The following is a 17,582-nucleotide window of genomic DNA, read 5'->3' on the forward strand; positions in this document are numbered from 1 at the left end:
AAGCTCCATTTATTAAATCCGAGTTTTATCCGTGTTCACCCCGTTAGATTAAAGTCTTTGATGTTTCTGGTAAGATGATATCTTTATCTCACGGGGTGAATCCGTGGCTATATTATTTTTTATTTTAAACCCGTGGGATTCTTCAATTCCATAGGTATTTATTTTGGCTAACCAAAAACTTTGCTAAAAAAACACAATGTTGCAGATTTGTAGTACAGATAAAAAAGTTGTAGCGCTTCTTAATGATGTTTAAATTAAACAAAATCCGTGTTTTGTCCGCGCTCATCCGTGGCTGAATTTTTGTTCGCAGTATCTTGTACCCTAAAAGACCCTCAATGATCGGGAAAGCCTTTTTTTCTTATATATGATTTTAAACTGTGAAACTTATATTTCAATATTTGTACGCCTGCGAACAGCGAGTGTAATGTCAGCGGATACTTTTAACTATCATTCTTTTAAACTTTTTACTCTAAATCTTTAAAAAATAGCATTGGCACATTTTTTGAGCAGTGATTGAACGGATTACCATATCTATTTTTGAATATTTAAATAGAGGAGTCTCAAAATGAACGAAATTTGTCTACCCATGCCCCGTTTTGAAGGAACCAACACCGCCGAAGTCGCCGTGAAAATCGGAGGGAAACAAGAAAAGTTCAACTTTCGGGTTGAGAGCTTCCCGTGGATTGTGCCGGAAACCAGCGACTCAAGTGAAGACGTCAGGTTCCGGAATTTCAAATCTCAGGTTGAGGGCTACGACAAGACCTGGGAGCTGATACAGATTTATAATCCAAAAGCTACTGCAGACACGATTCAGGTGTTGTTCCGGCAAAGAATGTAAAAAAAGTGTTTATATGTTAAAGTGTTCGGGTGTTTGAGTTGTTCTTTTTCCTCAAAGAGCATTCTGCACAACTTTAGCACTTTAACCCCCAAAAACTCAAACAATGAGGGTTTTACCATGTTCAAAAATTATTTAAAAATTTCGTTCAGGAACCTCTGGAGAGCCAAAGGTTATTCCGCCATCAATTTAGCCGGGCTGGCAACGGGGATGGCCTGCTTTATTCTCATTCTGCTCTGGGTACAGGATGAACTGAGTTACGACAAATTTCATGAAAACACAAATCGCCTCTTTCGTGTGGTCAGGTTGGACCGTGATGATCCGTCACAGGGAGTTTGCCGGGCCGGAGCGCCCTGGGGGCCTGCTTTATACAATGACTTCCCGGAAGTTGAGAATTTTGTGCGCTTTCGCGGGCACGGCCGCACTTTGATGAGCAGCGGGGATAAACGCTTTTATGAGAGTGAAGGTCTGTACGCAGATTCGACGATTTTTGAGGTGTTCACTTTTCCCCTGCTCAAGGGCAATCCGAAAACCGCCTTGACCCGACCCAACACCATGGTCATCAACGAAAGGATGGCGGAAAAATATTTTGGAACGGAAGATCCTGTCGGACAATCGCTTGTTTTTAACAACCAGGACGAATTTGAAATTACCGGGCTCATGCAAAACATCCCAGCCAACTCGCATATAAAATTTGATTACTTGATCCCATTTTTTATGTACCAAAGGTGGGATACAAGCGAGTGGGGAGTAAATAATTTCTATACCTATCTACTTCTTGCTGAAGGAACGGCCACCCAGTTAGAAGCGAAGATTCCGGAATTTCTTGAAAGGCATGCCGGTGAGAGAACTGCGGCCGCCTCAATCAACAAACTACAACCGATCACCGACATTCACTTGCATTCGAATTTATTGAGGGAATTAGAGGCCAACGGGGATATTGCCAACATATATATATTTTCAGCAATCGCCATTTTTATTTTGCTCATTGCATGCATCAATTTTATGAACCTGGCCACAGCCAGATCTGCGAATCGGGCTAAGGAAGTTGGCATCCGCAAGGTTGTCGGGTCCCAGCGGCTACAGTTGATCAAGCAGTTTTTAGGCGAATCTATTTTTCTGAGTATTATTGGTATCTTGCTAGCTGTAGGTTTGGTAGAGTTGCTCATTCCGAATTTTAATGAGCTTTCCGGAAAACAGTTGAGTCTCGACTTTGGCAACAATGTCTTTCTGTTAACAGGTTTGCTGTTCATGGCTTTAATTGTCGGATTTATTTCGGGGGCCTATCCGGCATTCTTTTTATCATCTTTCAAGCCAATTGCAGCAATTAAAGGCGATGTTGGTTCCGGTAAATCCAGCTCAATTCTGAGGAAAGGGTTGGTCATCTTGCAATTTGCCATCTCCATCACTTTAATTGTGGGAACGGCTGTTGTTTACCGACAACTAAATTACATGAGCAGCAAGAAACTAGGTTTTGATCGGGAGCAAGTGTTGGTGATTCGCATGGATAATAGTGAAATCAAATCCAAGCAAGAGTTGTTTAGAAATGAGCTCTTGAGGAATCCGGCTATTTCCGGTGTATCGGCGACTTCGAACTTGTTGGGCGGCGGTGACTGGGGGATGCCATTTTCTTATGAAGGCTCTGGTGATGAAAACAGATTCTCAGCGAGAGTTTTGGTAGTCGATCCTAATTTTGTTGAGACGCTCGGCATGCAAATTGTTGACGGCAGGAATTTTTCTTATGAATTCACGACGGATATTTCCGCCGCATATATTCTGAACGAATCGGCGGTAAAACAAATTGGCTTTGACAACCCGGTTGGAAAATCTTTCGGCAGGCCCACCGAAAGGAATGAGCAAGGCAAGTGGGACTATGAAAAGGGCAGTGTGGTTGGCGTGATTAAAGACTTTCACTTTCGGTCTTTTCACGAGGAGATCCAACCGATGGTACTGTTTATGATACCGGAATGGTTCAGCTATTTATCTGTGAGAATTCGCCCTGAGAACATTTCCACCACCATAGATTTTGTTGAAAAAAAATGGCATGAATTCGACCCGAACCGTCCATTCGATTATTTTTTCCTCGATGAGATTTTTGACCAAATGTATCGCGCCGAGCAGCGGTTCGGAAACACATTCGTGGCCTTCTCCGTGATCGCCGTCGTTATCGCTTGTCTCGGATTGTTCGGATTAGCATCTTTTATGGCGGAGCGCCGCACCAAAGAAATTGGTATCCGCAAAGTCCTGGGTGCTTCGATTATAAATATTGTTTCCCAGCTGTCGAAGGATTTTACCAAGTGGGTGATTTTCGCCAATCTCATTGCCTGGCCCGTCGCGTTTTTTGTAATGACTAAGTGGCTACAGAATTTCGCTTACCAGGTCGGTATGAGTTTAGATACCTTCCTCCTTGCTGGTGTTCTGGCTTTGTTGATAGCTCTTCTGACAGTTAGTTTTCATGCGATTAAAGCCGCCATTAGTAACCCGGTTGACGCTCTGCGGCATGAGTAGTGCCCTTACTATGAAACACCTCAAGCCGGCAAACAAACTTTTGCCGGCTTTTTATTTCCTCTAAGCTTTATTGAATTACGTTTCAAAAATTTAAAATTTTATTTTCTGCGAAAACTGCCGATTGAAATTAATGTAAGTCATTATTCAGGGGATAAAGGTCTATCATGCAGCTGTTTTTAAAATCCAGATTCCAACTTCTTCAAAAAACCTCACCGAAATCGGCAACGAAACTTGCGCTTAAACTCTGGTCTACCGTACCGAAATATAAGCCGTCGTTTCAAGAAAAAATTCTGATTGAATCCGCCGGGAGAAAGAGAATTCCTTTTCAGGAAAGCAAATATCAACCTTCACGAAACACATATTACACTCTGTACAGTTGGGGCAAAGGTCCGAGTGTGCTTCTTGTGCACGACTGGGGTGGCTGCGGCGCCCAGATGGCCTCGTTGGCCCAGCCATTGGTTAAAGCCGGTTATCAGGTCATCACTTTTGATGCTTTGGCACATGGCGACTCTCCCGGAAAACAGACGGACCTCTCGGAAATAGTGGATATCATAAAAGATATTGAGAAAAAATTCAATGGATTTCACGCCATCATTGCCCATTCTTACGGCGCCCTTGCTGCAGGGATTGCATTGCAAGATGGTGTAAGAGCTAACAAGCTTGTTGTCTGCTCCGCCGCGACTGCTTTAGATTTTTATTTGAGAAAATTCTCTAAAAAACTAAATGCTTCCAGAGAGATGCACGGCAGGATAATAGTCAATGTTACAAATCGTTTGGGGATGAGTATCGAAAAGCTCTCCCTGGTTCATATCGCAGCCCGCCTCAATCGCCCTGTTTTGATTCTCCACGATCAAAATGATGAAGTCGTCGACCACCGGGAAGCTTTGGCTTTGTCCAAGTGCTGGCCGGGCAGCGAACTGGTTATGACCAGCGGGCTGGGACATTTTGGAATTTTAAAAGACTCAAAAACGATTCAAAAAATCCAGCAGTACATTGGCGTCCCTCAAAAGGCTTTGGTTGAATCTGCAGTTTAGTTAAACCCCCCTTTACTTTATAGTATAGTATTGTCGGTAAACTTTTGCATTTTTTCTTGCCCCGTGGGATAACTTTCCAACTGGGCAAGAAAAAATGACAAAAAACAAATCTCAAATGCCGACGGCTCGGCATCCCGGGAAGGCGGGATAAATCCCAGGAACCACATTTGAAATTCCAAACTCAGGGTACACCGTTTGCAATTACGGAAACGCCCACTCAAATTAACCAGAAGAATTTGGAGCTTGAAATTTGAAATTTATTTCGGAGTTGGAGTTTGCGGCTTCGCCACGCTAGGAATAATCTACCTGCTTCGCAGGCCTGAAAACGGACTAATTTTCACTTGCTTTTTTGACTCATCCAACCTAACTTTAAGCCATAAAGTCACCTCACCAATAAATTTATGCTTTTGAAGGTTTGTTGATTATGTCGACACGAACTGCCAGTGGCGCCAAAACTTTGCCCGGTAAATACTACACTTCCGAAGAAATCTTCCAATTAGAAAGCAAAAACATTTTTAGCAAGCAGTGGCTTTATGCCGGCCGGATATGCCAACTAAAAAACGCGGGCAGTTACTTTTTGTTCAACATCGACAATGAGAGTATTATCATTCTGCGTGATCAAAATGAGGGAGTCAAGGCTTTCTACAATGTCTGCCGCCACCGCGGAACGCGACTGTGCTCAGAAGCCGAGGGTAAGTTTTCGAAAACGATTCAGTGTCCTTATCATGCCTGGACTTACGATTTGCAAGGCAATTTATTGGCCGCGCCAAACATGAACGAAGTCACCGGTTTTGACAACGCTGATTATCCTCTTCACGAGGTTGCATTGGCTGTTTGGGAGGGCGGCATTTTTATCAACTTGGCCGAAGAACCTGAACCATTTGAGAAAGCATTTAAACCGTTAATCGGCAAGTTTGAGCAATGGAACATGCCCGAATTGGCCATCGCACATCGCCTGGTTTATGAGATGGACGCCAACTGGAAGCTGATCTTTCAGAATTACTCAGAATGTTATCACTGTCCGAACTTGCATCCGCAATTGAACCGGCTGACGCCATTTCGAAACAGCGCCAACGATCTGGAGGAAGGCCCTTTTCTCGGCGGCCCAATGAAATTTACACAGGATTTCGAAAGCATGACCATGAGCGGCAGACGCTGCGCTGCACCGCTGGGCGGCATTTCAGGAGAGGATTTGCGTCTGGTTTACTATTACACAATCTTCCCAAACATGCTTTTGAGTTTGCACCCGGATTATGTTCTGATTCATCAAATTCAGAGGCAAAGCCCGACTCATACCCGGATTGTCTGTGATTGGCTCTTTCATCCGGATGCCATCGCCAAAGCGGATTTTGATGCCAGCGACGCGATTAAATTCTGGAATACTACCAACAAACAGGACTGGCAAGTCAGCGAGCTTTCTCAGCAGGGTATCGCCTCTCAAGTTTACTCTCCCGGACCCTACTCCGAACTGGAAAGTATGATCGCCGACTGGGATCGGCATTATCTGGAAACATTGAGCATCCATTCTAATAACCATTAAGGTTTCACGAAATTAACCGGAGCAGGAGGAAAAATGAAGAAAATCCACGGTGCCAATTACCTTTTATTACTGGTCTTGATTATTTGCATCACCGGCGCTTATGGCCAGGACCAGCAGAAACGACCGGTTAATGTCAACAACGCAATGAAAGTTGACCCAAATGAATATTTGAGCAAAATCAAACTGCCGCCCGGATTTAAGATCAGCATGTTTGCCGAGCATGTTGAAAACGCTCGTTCCATGACACTCAGCTCAAATGGAACGTTGTTCGTCGGCACCAGACGTGCCGGTAAAGTGTATGCTATTCTGGACAAAAACAAGGATTTCAAAGCGGATCAGGTTGTGACCATTGCGGAAAACCTGAACATGTCAAATGGTGTGGCGATGCGCGACGGTAATCTGTACGTCGCGGAGGTGGACAGAATTCTTCGTTTCGATAATATCGAAGAAAACTTGTCGAATCCACCCGAACCTATTGTCATAAACGACACCTTTCCAAAAGACAGGCATCACGGCTGGAAATTTATTCGATTTGGCCCCGATGGAAAGTTGTATGTTCCGGTTGGAGCGCCGTGCAACATCTGCGAGAGGGAAAAAGAAATCTATGCGACGATCACACGAATCGATCCCGACGGCTTAAATCTGGAGATATTCTCCAAAGGCATCCGCAACACGGTCGGCTTCGATTGGCATCCGGAAACGCAGGAGCTTTGGTTTACCGAAAACGGCAGAGATTTGTGGGGAGATGACAGGCCGCCTGAAGAACTAAATCATGCTCCTCGAGCCGGTTTGCATTTCGGCTTTCCTTACCGATATGGTAAAGCGCTGATTGACACAACCTTCAAAACCGACATGAAGCCGGCAGACTTCGAACCAGCGGCATTCGAATTACCAGCACACACGGCAGCGCTTGGCATGAGATTCTATACCGGGAAATCCTTTCCAAAAGAATATCATAAGCAAATTTTCATCGCCGAACACGGTTCCTGGAATCGCTCAAACCCCGATGGTTACTGTATCTCGGTTGTCAGATTAAAAGAAAATCGAGCTGTGAGCTACGAGCGGTTTGCCACCGGCTGGCTTGTCGAGGACAAATACTGGGGCCGAAAATATTGGGGCCGGCCGGTAGATCTTGAGGTTTTACCCGATGGCTCCTTGCTGGTATCCGACGATTTTGCATATTGCATTTATCGGATCAGTTTTAGCGAGTGAAAAATTTTGATTTTATAGGATCGGTTTTTTTCATTTCAACTTGTCTGTTTCTTCACCCCACCTTTTTGGCTGGCCAAAGGACTTCTTTAGATAAGGTCAAAAGCTACAGGTTGGATCACGTCAACATTGCTGTGGAAAACTTAGTAGCAGCAAAAAATCACTATTCCGATATTCTGGGATTCTCCATTAAACCCGGCCGGCTGCATAAAAATGGACTTCTAAATGCTTTTACCAAGTTCAAAGACGGTACCTTGTTGGAGCTTACCACTTCCTCGAGAGAAGATGACCCGCTCTCATCCTGGTATTTTAACTTCATTAAGAAAAATGCGACCGGCGCTGGGGCTTTCGTCGCCGTAAGAATTGACAATGAAGGTGAATTGAAAGCTCTTAAGAATAGATTAAGTAGCAACGGCAGTGAATATGACTATGTGGATTCAAGCTACGCTAAATTACTTTCTTTTAAAGAAGACAATTTACTCCATCCAATATTTTTTATCCACTACTTAAACCCGGTCATCGATAAACCCATTCACCTGAATCATCCAAATGCGGCGCAACGTTTGATTGCGGTCTGGTTCAGTGATCAATTAGCTGCCGCTCTAAAACATGATCTCGATTTTAAAGTATCAACTATGAAAATTGCGCTTCCTTTTCTACAGACCAAAGGTACCGTTATCCAGCTCAATAACAGCCAGATTTATCTTTTACCAACCCAATCGACAAATCGAATTTTAGGGGTCACTCTTTTGGTTGAAGACCTCGATGTTGCAAAAACCTTTATTGAGCAAAAGACAGGGACAATTTTCGAAGTTTACAAAACTGAGCGAGGAGAAAGTTTTGCCATTTCGCCGGAGTTAACTTTTGGAATCTGGATCGAATTTTTAGAAATTAATAAATGAGTCACTCATTTCTTTAACAGAATCTCCAAAAATCAAAGGAACCGAATGCGAACCATCGCGTGCTTTGTTATTTTGTTAATTTTTGTATTCGCCTTGTCAGCTCAAGAAAATTCATCTCCCAAACATGATTCGACAGCTACAAACGAGCCGAAATACTTTCTTAGTGAAATAATCGTAACAGCTCCGCGCAGTTCTTTGCCGCTTTACCAAGTGCCAAATTCAATACAGGTTCTCGACAGAGAAGATATTCAACGCGGTGAAATCGGACTTTCTCTCGAAGAAAGTTTACGATCGGTGCCGGGTGTCCTAGTCAACAATCGAAACAATTTGTCCCAAGGTGACCGAATTAGTATTCGCGGAATCGGCAGCCGGGCCTCATTTGGAGTTCGCGGCATCAAACTCGTAGTGGATGAGATCCCGCTCACTCTGTCGGACGGCCAATCTCAACTCAATAATCTTGATCTTGGATCAACCGGGCAGATTGAAGTTTGGCGTGGGCCGAGTTCGTCTCTTTATGGAAATGCTTCGGGAGGCCTTATTAATATTAAAACAGAACTTCCGACCGAACCGGGCTTGGTGTTCCAACCAAAGGTGATAGTTGGCAGCCACGGTTTGCAAAAGTGGCAAGGGAAAATCTCCGGAACAATTGGCCGGAATGTTTTTCTGATCAACACAACCAGATTAAAAACCCAAGGATTTCGAGAACATTCCGCTGCAAAATCCATATCAATTAATGGACTCTCGAAACACACTCTTTTCAATTCATCTGAACTTAATATGATTTTTAATTTCGTTGACTCACCTTATTTGTTGAACCCGAGTAGTTTAGCCAAATCGGACGCCAAGACTTCACCGGAGATGGCAAGATTTTTCGTCAGATCACAAGGCGCTGGAAAAAAGGTCCGGCAAGTGCAGGCCGGGGTTACGCTCTCTCACAAAAATTCAAGAACCACAATTTACGGGTTATCCCGTTCTTTATTTAACCCTATTCCCGGCCGCATCATTGAGCTCGAAAGAAAGGCCGGGGGAATTCGCAGCGTTTTCGAAAAATATTTTCGCAGGGAGGACTGGTCTGTGCGCTGGCTGGTCGGCAGCGATGTTGAAATTCAGAAAGATGAAAGAGTGGAGTTTGAAAATTTGGGGTTACTACCGGAGCAGGTTGATGTATTGGAAACAGAAAATATATTTAGTCAAATTCAACGCGGTGATAAACAGCTGAATCAGGGTGAAAAGGTTTGGGGTCTCGGCGCTTTTTCTGAATTTGAATTAAATCACAAAACGTGGGCATTAACAGTTGGCGCCCGTTATGATCGTTTTCGCTTCGAAGCAGAAGACTACTTTTTACAAGATGGATCGAATGATTCGGGCAAAAGAGTGCTACGAAAACTGAGTCCCAAAATAGGCATCAATTATCGTCCAAAACCCAACCTTTCTGTTTATGGTAATCTTTCGACCGGATTCCAGACGCCAACGACCTCAGAGTTGAGCAATCGGGCAGATGGTCAGGGAGGATTTAACCCGTCACTTCAGCCGGAGAAAATGAAAAGTTACGAAGTCGGATTGAAAAATGTTTGGCTGGATAAAAATATTTATTTTGAAACCACCATTTATAGGCTGGAGATTCGGGATATGCTCATTCCGTTTCAAGTACCTGCTTCGACGACTGAGGAAATTTTCTTTCGTAATGCCGGGAGAGCACGGAACCATGGACTTGAAATTAATTTTAATTGGCTGCCAATAAACAACTTTAAGACGTCTGTAGCGTACACCTTGATGAACTTCAAATTCCAGGATTACGTGTTCGAGTTTTCTGACGGCGCTCAAACGACCTTGATCCAATTGAGTGGTAACAAAGTGCCGGGAGTTCCTTCCCAACATTTGTTTTTAAATTTTATTTACCATCATCCTGCCGGTGTTTATTCCGAGTTAAATTTTCAGTGGCAGGATCATATTTTTGCTAACGATTTCAACGGACCCATGCCCGGTTCCACGAAACCTGCTGACGAATTTATTAATGATTCCTACTTTCTTGCAGACTTAAGAATGGGTCTAAAGAGAAAGCTGGGTCCCTTAAACCTGGAATTATTTCTTGGAGTCAACAATCTGTTTGATGAGCGCTATAACGGTTCAATAGTGCCAAATGCATTCGGAGATCGTTTCTTTGAACCTGCTCCCGGGCGGAATTTTTACAATGGCTTGGCAGTTTCGGTCGCAAGCTTTAAGTAAAAGAATTTCATGCTTTATAAAACTCAAAGAGGGGAGAGTTTAGCAGTGCCGCCTGAGTTAACTTATGGCATCTGGATAGAATTTTTAGAGTTCAATTAGCAAATTCATAAGGCAGATAGACCCACATCAAAATCAAGAATGTTCAATGTTAAAGGCAAAAAACTGAAGGAGGTTTGCAGATGAAAACTTTATTGAACTTACTTCGCAGTCTTGCAGCTGTTGTGATTGGCTACCTGGTTTTGGTTGCGCTTATTACGCTCGTGCAGGAAGTTTGGTTCGGTGGCGTTGGTTTTTATAAATCGAGTTTAACCGTGTTAATGGTAGCCGGGTTTTTCACTTTTCTTTCTGCCGTCGCCGGTGGTTTAGTTGCTGTTTTAATTGCAAAAAGTCACGGCAAGATCCATGCTTTGGTCATGTGTCTTCTCGTGGTGGTTGAAACGATCACCTTAACCGTTACTGGAGGCACTACAGATCCACTTTGGTTTGATCTCCTCGCCTCTGGTTCTCTCATCATTGGTATTATGCTCGGTGCGTTTTTACATGAAAGACTCAGAACAAATTTAGATAATAGAGTTTTGACCACTTCAGCGAATTAAGAAAATTAAACTTTTGGAGGACTACGTCATGGACAATAATTTTTCACGCCGAAAATTTCTCAAAAAAGGAATCGCAGCTGGAGCTATTTTGCCGTTAAGTGGTATGATTTTCCAATCATCAAGTTTAGCGCAATCGCAGCCACAACAACGATCAGACAGAGGCCCAAGATTGGCGCTTGAAACGGTTGAAGAGTTTGTCCGCGTCGCGCACGGAAACCTCGACCGGGTAAAAGAGATGCTCGAAAAACAGCCCGCGCTTATTAACGCCACATGGGATTGGGGTGGCGGCGATTGGGAAACGGGTCTGGGTGGCGCATCACACATGGGCAGGAGAGATATCGCTTTATATCTTCTGGGCCACAACGCCCGCATGGACGTTTTTGCCGCTGCCATGTTGGGCAAATTGGAAATTGTTAAGGCGGCGGTTGCGGCGTTCCCGGGCATTCCGAAAGTGCCCGGCCCGCACGGCATCCCCCTTATCGTACACGCTAAAAAAGGTGGAGAAGAGGCGGCGGCAGTGCTTGAGTTTTTGGAGCGGTTAGCACAATCCTAACAAAAATCTACAAATCCCCATTCATTTTTTGCTTAAATAAAAGAGTCATCAAATCCACTCGCTTTTTGTTGACGCCTAAATCACTATATCCGACGCGCGAGGCAGAGCGAATATGGATTCTGCTTTTTGATGTATCTAACCTGCATTCAACATCATCGATAAAACCGAATAAAGAAACTGAAAATGTGGCAGCGATATATTCATCGTTGGCAACCGAGATCGCCCCGCCGCTTTCTTTAATAATTTGTAAAATATCACCCCATGCCTTTTCCGGGGAGGTGCCTGAATAATCGAGTGGCGCAATATAGTGGGTTGCATCATCGGTGAATTCGCTGCAAACGCAGTTCGGTTTATCCGGGCAAAGGGTCAGGGTCCCGGAGGCCAAACCGGGGGCTTCTCCTGATTTTGAGTTGTTGCCGAGCATGGCAAAACGGACGAGCACTGCAACAGTAAGAATTGCTATTGTTGCAAGTATGATTTTAAATATTTTTTTCATTTGTCCTCCAAAACATAAGTAAAAATGAGCGGAGCGACGATACTGGCGTCCGATTCAATGATGAATTTCGGCGTGTCGACAGCCAATTTTCCCCAGGTAATTTTTTCATTTGGCACCGCGCCGGAATAAGAACCATAACTTGTGGTTGAATCACTGATCTGGCAAAAATATTTCCAGACCTCGGTATCCTGCAAATTCATATCTTGTTTCAACATGGGGACGACACAAATCGGGAAGTCACCGGCGATGCCGCCGCCAATTTGGAAAAAGCCCACAGGAGACTGCTGCGAAATTTTTCGGTACCAATCCGCCAGTGAAATCATCTGTTCAATTCCGCTGCGCACCGTGTGGACATTGCGAATGGTTTTCTTCAGGCAATGCGAAGCGTAAATGTTGCCCAGGGTTGAGTCTTCCCAGCCGGGTACAAAGATTGGCAGTTTCTTTTCGCAGCAGGCCACAACCCAGCTATCCTTGGGATCAATTTGATAAAATTCCTCCAGCTTTTTTTGTTCGATTAAATGATAAATGAACTCGTGAGGGAAAAAACTTTCCCCGTTCTCATCCGCAGCCATCCACTCTTTTAGAATGGCGCCCTCGACTCGCCTCATCGCCTCTTCCTCTGGAATACACGTATCGGTGACCCGGTTCAGATGCCGCTCTAAAAGTTCATTCTCATCTTCACCGGTTAAACTTCGATAATTCGGGATGCGCACATAGTGCTCATGCGCGACGAGATTGAAAATATCTTCCTCCAAATTGGCGCCGGTGCAGCAAATGGCGTGAACCTTGTTTTGCCGAATCAGTTCAGCAAGCGACAAGCCGATCTCCGCCGTACTCATCGCGCCGGCAAGCGTCATCATCATTTGCCCGCCCGAGGAAACGAAATCTTTGTATGCCTCGGCGGCGTCCACTACAACTGCGGCATTAAAATGACGGAAATGTTTTTTAATAAATGAAGAAACCGTTGTGGATCCCATACTTACCCTTCCTTAAACTGCTTTTATTTGGCTTATAAATTTAAATCCGATCATTTTGTAGATCAACTTGGCTGCGGCAAAAGCCGAATTGCGATCGTGTTCATCGTATGCTAACTCCACGACGTCAAATCCGACAACCCTTTTTAACGAAAAAATCTGACGCAGGAGTGATATTGCTTCATCCCAGAGCAAACCACCCGGTTCCGGCGTGCCGGTGCTTCTGACAACGCTCCAATCAAAAACATCCACATCAAAAGTGATGAAAACGGGATCGGGCAGCCGCTGCAGCGCTACGGTTAGATCAAAGCCGCCGACGCGGAATTCGTGCAGGGTACAAACAACGATCTGCTCATTTTGAATGCGTTGAGCCTCCTCAGCAGACATGCTGCGAATTCCCAATTGCAGTGTATCGGATGTCATCTCTCGAATCCTTGACATAACACAGGCATGACTCAATTTGCTGCCTTGGTACGATTGCCTTAAATCCGCGTGCGCATCAATTTGAATAACGGACAGTGCACCATATTTTTCTTTAAGCGTCCGGCAGTAGCCAGACGTGATCGAATGATCGCCGCCAACCGACACGATGAATTTATTCTTATCGAGAATCTCTCTGGTGGTCTCATAAACCATTCGATTCATCGCGTCGGGAGTTTCGGGAATGTCAGGCGGCGTAACCGTACAGATGCCAACCCTGTAAGGTTCGACTTCCAAAACTTCATCGTACAATTCCAGATAGCAGGAAGCGTCGATAATGGCTTCCGGTCCTTTTGCCGTGCCTTTGCCGTAGGAGGCACCGCCTTCGTAACCAAAAGGGATCACAATGACAGCCGCATCCTCAAAAATTGCGGTTCCGGCATCTGTTCCGAGGAACTGTTTTTTAGAAATTTCCATAGTTAAATTGACTTAATCTGTATTTCAATCCGTGTCAATCGGTGAAAATCCGTGGCGTATTATTTTTTTTTGCGGCTTCACCGCTTTGTTCTCAGCGAATAAATCAGGTTAATCGATTAACATCACGGCACAGGCCAGGGCAGTTGTCCACAAACCATCTTTATGGCCTTTCGTCGATTGAGCGATGCTCCGGGTTCGGAACTGGCGATTTTGGTCGGTGATATATAATTGTTTGCGTTCGTTCCAGGCCTTATCTGGATCTAATTCAATGCCAAGGGTAGAGGCCAACATCGTGGCGGCCAAATCTTCAGCAAAATCCGAAGCTTTTATCTTTGTCTCACCGTAAGCATGATGTTCACTTATGTAGCCGTACTGTTTTTTGTCTTCGGGTTGGGCCAAGCCAATAGACGCGGCAATGAGCCGATTAGGTTCATTCGTAGATGCCTTCGCCATGACCACAAAAGTTATCTGTCCATGACTCAATTGTTGAATGCCTTCGGCTTTTGAAATAATTTTGCACTCAGGAGGAAAAATACTCGATACATTCACGATGTTGCAGTGTTCAATGCCGCAATTCCGAAGCCCTATTTCGAGGCTCTGGAGTTGGTTTCTATGATGACCAACCCCCTTTGTGAAAAACAGTTTTTTGGGTATTAACGGGTTCATTTTCCCTCCAGCCAAAATTTAGAGAATGTGTTTGCCTGGTTGCGGAAACTTCTTCGTTAATTTCCGCAACCATCTATTGCCACTGTCCTGGCCAAGGTTTCTTGCCCAAAATGCAGGTTTGTGAATTACTCAGGTTAAATTATGAAACACAAGTTTCTTAGATCCATCTCGATATGGATATAAAAAAGCTTTTTCGTAAAATCAACAAAAATATAATCTGTCGGTGATTAAAAAATTGAGAGGATTTTAGCTTGCTTTCATTCTGTAATTTTAATAATTTTGGACACGCAAGAATTCCGGGGAAAAACATGTCACAAGTTTATTTCAACAAACCAATCGTCAAAGCTGTTGGGTGTTCTATAGCGCTTTTAATTTTAACCTCATGTGAAAAAAGCAAAGAACTCACTATCGAAGAGGGACTGCGAGAAATAAACGGTACCCAACTCTATACCAAAGTCATGGGTGAGGGCGAGCCGATTGTGATTTTGCACGGCGGACCGGGAATGGATCACACCTATTTTCTACCGCAAATGGCTGAATTGGCTGAGACACACAAGTTGATTTTCTTTGACCAAAGAGTGAGTGGCCGCTCTTCACTCGATGTTGATTCAAGCGCAATCACCATGCGCCATTTTATCGATGACATCGAAGAGATTCGCAAAACTTTTAATTTGGGAAAAATGAATCTGATGGGCCACTCCTGGGGTGGGCTGCTGGCGATGTTTTATGGGATTACTTACCCCGAGAATCTGAAATCCCTGATGATTCTTAACTCAACTCCTGCGAGCTCGGAGTTGATGGCGAAGACCCTGCCGAGATTAACTCCCGAAGACAGCCTGCAGCGTCTGGAAATCTTAAACTCAGATGCCTTTAAAAACCGAGAGTCTGCTGCATTTGAAAAATTATTTCGAATCCATTTCCGCGGCGCTTTCTATGACCGCAGCCTCGCCGATAGTTTAACGCTTACTTTCCAGCCGGGCTTTGCTGAAACCAGCCTAAAACTGAAAAACCTCTACAAGGACATTGCAAGTTATGATATTCACCATGACCTGAGTAAAATTAACTGCCCGACTTTAGTCGTTCACGGCGACCATGATGACAATCCGTTGGAAGGCAGTCAAAAAATTCATGAAAACATTCCCAACTCAAAATTTGTGCTGTTGAAAAATTGCGGGCATTTCCCGTTTGTTGAGAGGCCTAAAGAATTTTTTGGTGTTATAAGGGATTTCTTACAGAAAAGAACCTAACGCGACTTAAACTGCTCTCACTAAGCTACGTTGCCACTAAGTCATTAGGTTCGTTAATGACGCGAAGCAAATAGACTGAATGACAAATGACAGTTCATTTAATCCACGTCGTTTGTATGTAAACATACATTTTCAAAAGCAAGATTTCTAGCAGATTAATATGAACCAGCGAACTCAATTCGAAGAAACTCTAAGAGCCAAACTCATAGAATGGCAAACTCAAGTTGATGAAATTAAATCAAACGCTCACCGGGTACCTCCGCAATACCAACTTGAATTCGAGCGCCAGTTGGATCTGTTGTTTGCCAAGAGCAACCTGGCCCAGGAGAAATTAGCAAAAATGCAAAACGCGAGTGATTTAGAATGGGGTGAACTGAAAGTCAGATTGGACGGCATCTGGAACGAGATTGAAAATGCCATCGACAGCGCGTCGGCGAAAATCAATTGAAGAGCATTATTCGCTGTTTGATTTTAATCTCAATAAATATTTTTTACTCTTCTCTATATCTCCGGTTTTGGAATAAAGCGCGGCAAGTCGTTTCAGGATATTTAGATTTTCCGGCTCCAAAGCGAGCAACTCTTCGAAAACCTCAATTCCCTTCGGAAAATTCTGCAACTTAATTGCCAGCCAGCCAAGCTTTTCGAGGATGTTAAAATCGTCGGGCGCCTGTTGATGTACACGCTCAAAGAGCTCTTGAGCTTTTTTAAATTTTCCGGTTTCGAGAAAATAGCTGGCTGAACCCGTTAAGGCCAATAAATTGTTTTTGTCCCTCTCAAGCGCTTTTTGAAAGCAATTGTGGGCTTTCTCCAATTTCTTTGTTTTAAAGTATCGATTCCCTAAATTGATATAAATGGCTGTTTCATCGACATACGCTTCGAGGGAAATCTCGTTGTAAGATTGCTTCTGATTGCCGATAATGTCGAGTACGGATTCAAGGCAATCGATTTGCTTCAAAGGGTTGTCCAAATAACCGTAGATTTCATAAAGCAGTAGATAGGAAGTTGTCTGGTTTCTGGAAAGCGAAATCGCTTTTGCCGCAAATTGTACGGCTTCCGGATATTTGCCCAATTTCGTGTGCACTTCAGTCAGGTTGTTGTAAATTGAGCAGCGGATATCTTTTGGCAGCCCGCCGAGTTTCAATGCCGTATTTAATGAAGTCAGGGCCTCCTTGTATTCTTTCCGCAGGATGAGATTTTGCGCCAGGGTGAAATGGTAATAGGCATTGTTCGGTTCCTGGGCTATTTGCCGCTTCAGGAGCTGGTAATTCCGCTCGCTCTTTTCGTGCATTTCATCTTCGCTTTTGTCGTAACCCAAATGCATGACTTTAATATTCGAAAACCCCTCTTCGCCTTTCAACTTCGAAACGGACGGAGAGATCTGCTCGTGAATCAGGCCCGAGTATTCGATGCCCGGCAAATTGCGAAACAAACGGTGCGCCCGGCTGATGTGCCCCTTATTATTCTCCTCCTTCGGGCTGTCGATGAGAACACTTGCGCACATTTTCGACTTATTTTCAAGCCAGCGACGCAGCTCCTTTTTTGACTCCGGGTCTAACCGCTCGTCGGCATCGAGTTGCAGAATCCAGTCACCAGTTGCGTGCTTGATGCTTTCGTTGCGGGCCGCGGCAAAATCGTCGTTCCAGGGAATGTGGTGAACTTCGGCGTCAAACTGCCTGGCGATTTCAACCGTTCTGTCCGTCGACCCGGTATCGACTACGATGATTTCATCCACCACATCTTCGATACTTTCCAAACATTCTTGCAAATACGCTTCCTCATTTTTGACGATCATGCAAAGAGAAAGGCTCGGTTTTTTTGACTTAAAATTTGATCTCATTTTGGTTCTTCCATGCGTGGTTAAAATGTAGGGACCGGTCGCGACCGGTCCTTACCTCGCAA

At 44.3% G+C, this 17,582-nt stretch carries 16 protein-coding genes; 11 read left to right on the top strand and 5 right to left on the bottom strand.

What is annotated here, in order from left to right; translation table 11 throughout:
- The first annotated feature begins 565 nt into the window (after positions 1–565).
- The 9 genes from IH879_00880 to IH879_00920 all read left to right on the top strand — a co-directional run bounded on the left by IH879_00880 (position 566) and on the right by IH879_00920 (position 11,403).
- Positions 566–838: a hypothetical protein gene (locus IH879_00880; GenBank protein MCH7673488.1), complete on the top strand. Its 273-nt coding sequence runs from the start codon at positions 566–568 to the stop codon at positions 836–838.
- Between the two features lie 117 nt (positions 839–955).
- Entirely contained in the window at positions 956–3,343 is a 2,388-nt protein-coding gene (locus tag IH879_00885; protein MCH7673489.1) for an ABC transporter permease, read from the top strand.
- A gap of 164 nt (positions 3,344–3,507) precedes the next feature.
- Positions 3,508–4,377: an alpha/beta hydrolase gene (locus tag IH879_00890; GenBank protein ID MCH7673490.1), complete on the top strand. Its 870-nt coding sequence runs from the start codon at positions 3,508–3,510 to the stop codon at positions 4,375–4,377.
- A 424-nt stretch (positions 4,378–4,801) separates the two neighbouring features.
- Complete coding sequence (locus tag IH879_00895; protein ID MCH7673491.1) at positions 4,802–5,917, top strand: aromatic ring-hydroxylating dioxygenase subunit alpha; 1,116 nt, start codon at positions 4,802–4,804, stop codon at positions 5,915–5,917.
- 144 nt (positions 5,918–6,061) lie between these two features.
- Positions 6,062–7,129 carry a sorbosone dehydrogenase family protein gene (locus IH879_00900; protein ID MCH7673492.1) on the top strand — a complete coding sequence of 356 codons (1,068 nt, stop codon included), beginning with the start codon at positions 6,062–6,064 and terminating at the stop codon, positions 7,127–7,129.
- Positions 7,130–7,239: 110 nt separating this feature from the next.
- Positions 7,240–8,028 carry a VOC family protein gene (locus tag IH879_00905; protein ID MCH7673493.1) on the top strand — a complete coding sequence of 263 codons (789 nt, stop codon included), beginning with the start codon at positions 7,240–7,242 and terminating at the stop codon, positions 8,026–8,028.
- 45 nt (positions 8,029–8,073) lie between these two features.
- Entirely contained in the window at positions 8,074–10,254 is a 2,181-nt protein-coding gene (locus tag IH879_00910) for a TonB-dependent receptor (GenBank protein MCH7673494.1), read from the top strand.
- 179 nt (positions 10,255–10,433) lie between these two features.
- The gene (locus tag IH879_00915; GenBank protein MCH7673495.1) at positions 10,434–10,850 is read left to right on the top strand and encodes a hypothetical protein; all 417 of its coding nucleotides are present in this window, start codon (positions 10,434–10,436) and stop codon (positions 10,848–10,850) included.
- Positions 10,851–11,019: 169 nt separating this feature from the next.
- Positions 11,020–11,403: an ankyrin repeat domain-containing protein gene (locus IH879_00920; GenBank protein MCH7673496.1), complete on the top strand. Its 384-nt coding sequence runs from the start codon at positions 11,020–11,022 to the stop codon at positions 11,401–11,403.
- A gap of 7 nt (positions 11,404–11,410) precedes the next feature.
- Here IH879_00920 and IH879_00925 read toward each other — a convergent pair whose 3' ends face one another.
- The 4 genes from IH879_00925 to IH879_00940 form a co-directional block, all read right to left on the bottom strand.
- The gene (locus tag IH879_00925) at positions 11,411–11,899 is read right to left on the bottom strand and encodes a DUF1499 domain-containing protein (GenBank protein ID MCH7673497.1); all 489 of its coding nucleotides are present in this window, start codon (positions 11,897–11,899) and stop codon (positions 11,411–11,413) included.
- Positions 11,896–12,876 (bottom strand): deoxyhypusine synthase family protein, encoded by a 981-nt coding sequence (locus tag IH879_00930; GenBank protein ID MCH7673498.1) that lies wholly within the window; start codon positions 12,874–12,876, stop codon positions 11,896–11,898. Before IH879_00930 ends, IH879_00925 begins: the two co-directional genes overlap by 4 nt.
- A 12-nt stretch (positions 12,877–12,888) precedes the next feature.
- Positions 12,889–13,770, bottom strand: coding sequence for an agmatinase (speB, locus tag IH879_00935; GenBank protein MCH7673499.1), 882 nt, complete (start codon positions 13,768–13,770; stop codon positions 12,889–12,891).
- 108 nt (positions 13,771–13,878) lie between these two features.
- A complete protein-coding gene (locus tag IH879_00940; protein MCH7673500.1) occupies positions 13,879–14,436 on the bottom strand; it encodes an arginine decarboxylase, pyruvoyl-dependent in 558 nt (185 codons plus the stop codon).
- A 308-nt stretch (positions 14,437–14,744) separates the two neighbouring features.
- Between IH879_00940 and IH879_00945 the strand changes: the two genes are divergently transcribed.
- Both IH879_00945 and IH879_00950 read left to right on the top strand, forming a co-directional pair.
- Positions 14,745–15,683 (top strand): alpha/beta fold hydrolase, encoded by a 939-nt coding sequence (locus IH879_00945; GenBank protein ID MCH7673501.1) that lies wholly within the window; start codon positions 14,745–14,747, stop codon positions 15,681–15,683.
- A gap of 160 nt (positions 15,684–15,843) precedes the next feature.
- Positions 15,844–16,131 (top strand): hypothetical protein, encoded by a 288-nt coding sequence (locus tag IH879_00950; GenBank protein ID MCH7673502.1) that lies wholly within the window; start codon positions 15,844–15,846, stop codon positions 16,129–16,131.
- A gap of 6 nt (positions 16,132–16,137) precedes the next feature.
- Here IH879_00950 and IH879_00955 read toward each other — a convergent pair whose 3' ends face one another.
- The gene (locus IH879_00955; protein MCH7673503.1) at positions 16,138–17,520 is read right to left on the bottom strand and encodes a tetratricopeptide repeat protein; all 1,383 of its coding nucleotides are present in this window, start codon (positions 17,518–17,520) and stop codon (positions 16,138–16,140) included.
- Positions 17,521–17,582 lie beyond the last annotated feature (62 nt).

The sequence above is a fragment of the candidate division KSB1 bacterium genome, from assembly GCA_022562085.1.
Taxonomy (GTDB): Bacteria; Zhuqueibacterota; Zhuqueibacteria; order Oceanimicrobiales; family Oceanimicrobiaceae; genus Oceanimicrobium.

What these genes read in the sequence shown, in the direction of transcription:
- IH879_00880 (MCH7673488.1), top strand. Translation starts at nt 566, where the DNA reads ATGAACGAAATTTGTCTACCCATGCCCCGTTTTGAAGGAACCAACACC.
- IH879_00885 (MCH7673489.1), top strand. Translation starts at nt 956, where the DNA reads ATGTTCAAAAATTATTTAAAAATTTCGTTCAGGAACCTCTGGAGAGCC.
- IH879_00890 (MCH7673490.1), top strand. Translation starts at nt 3,508, where the DNA reads ATGCAGCTGTTTTTAAAATCCAGATTCCAACTTCTTCAAAAAACCTCA.
- IH879_00895 (MCH7673491.1), top strand. Translation starts at nt 4,802, where the DNA reads ATGTCGACACGAACTGCCAGTGGCGCCAAAACTTTGCCCGGTAAATAC.
- IH879_00900 (MCH7673492.1), top strand. Translation starts at nt 6,062, where the DNA reads ATGAAAGTTGACCCAAATGAATATTTGAGCAAAATCAAACTGCCGCCC.
- IH879_00910 (MCH7673494.1), top strand. Translation starts at nt 8,074, where the DNA reads ATGCGAACCATCGCGTGCTTTGTTATTTTGTTAATTTTTGTATTCGCC.
- IH879_00915 (MCH7673495.1), top strand. Translation starts at nt 10,434, where the DNA reads ATGAAAACTTTATTGAACTTACTTCGCAGTCTTGCAGCTGTTGTGATT.
- IH879_00925 (MCH7673497.1), bottom strand. Translation starts at nt 11,899, where the DNA reads ATGAAAAAAATATTTAAAATCATACTTGCAACAATAGCAATTCTTACT.
- IH879_00930 (MCH7673498.1), bottom strand. Translation starts at nt 12,876, where the DNA reads ATGGGATCCACAACGGTTTCTTCATTTATTAAAAAACATTTCCGTCAT.
- speB (MCH7673499.1), bottom strand. Translation starts at nt 13,770, where the DNA reads ATGGAAATTTCTAAAAAACAGTTCCTCGGAACAGATGCCGGAACCGCA.
- IH879_00940 (MCH7673500.1), bottom strand. Translation starts at nt 14,436, where the DNA reads ATGAACCCGTTAATACCCAAAAAACTGTTTTTCACAAAGGGGGTTGGT.
- IH879_00945 (MCH7673501.1), top strand. Translation starts at nt 14,745, where the DNA reads ATGTCACAAGTTTATTTCAACAAACCAATCGTCAAAGCTGTTGGGTGT.
- IH879_00950 (MCH7673502.1), top strand. Translation starts at nt 15,844, where the DNA reads ATGAACCAGCGAACTCAATTCGAAGAAACTCTAAGAGCCAAACTCATA.
- IH879_00955 (MCH7673503.1), bottom strand. Translation starts at nt 17,520, where the DNA reads ATGAGATCAAATTTTAAGTCAAAAAAACCGAGCCTTTCTCTTTGCATG.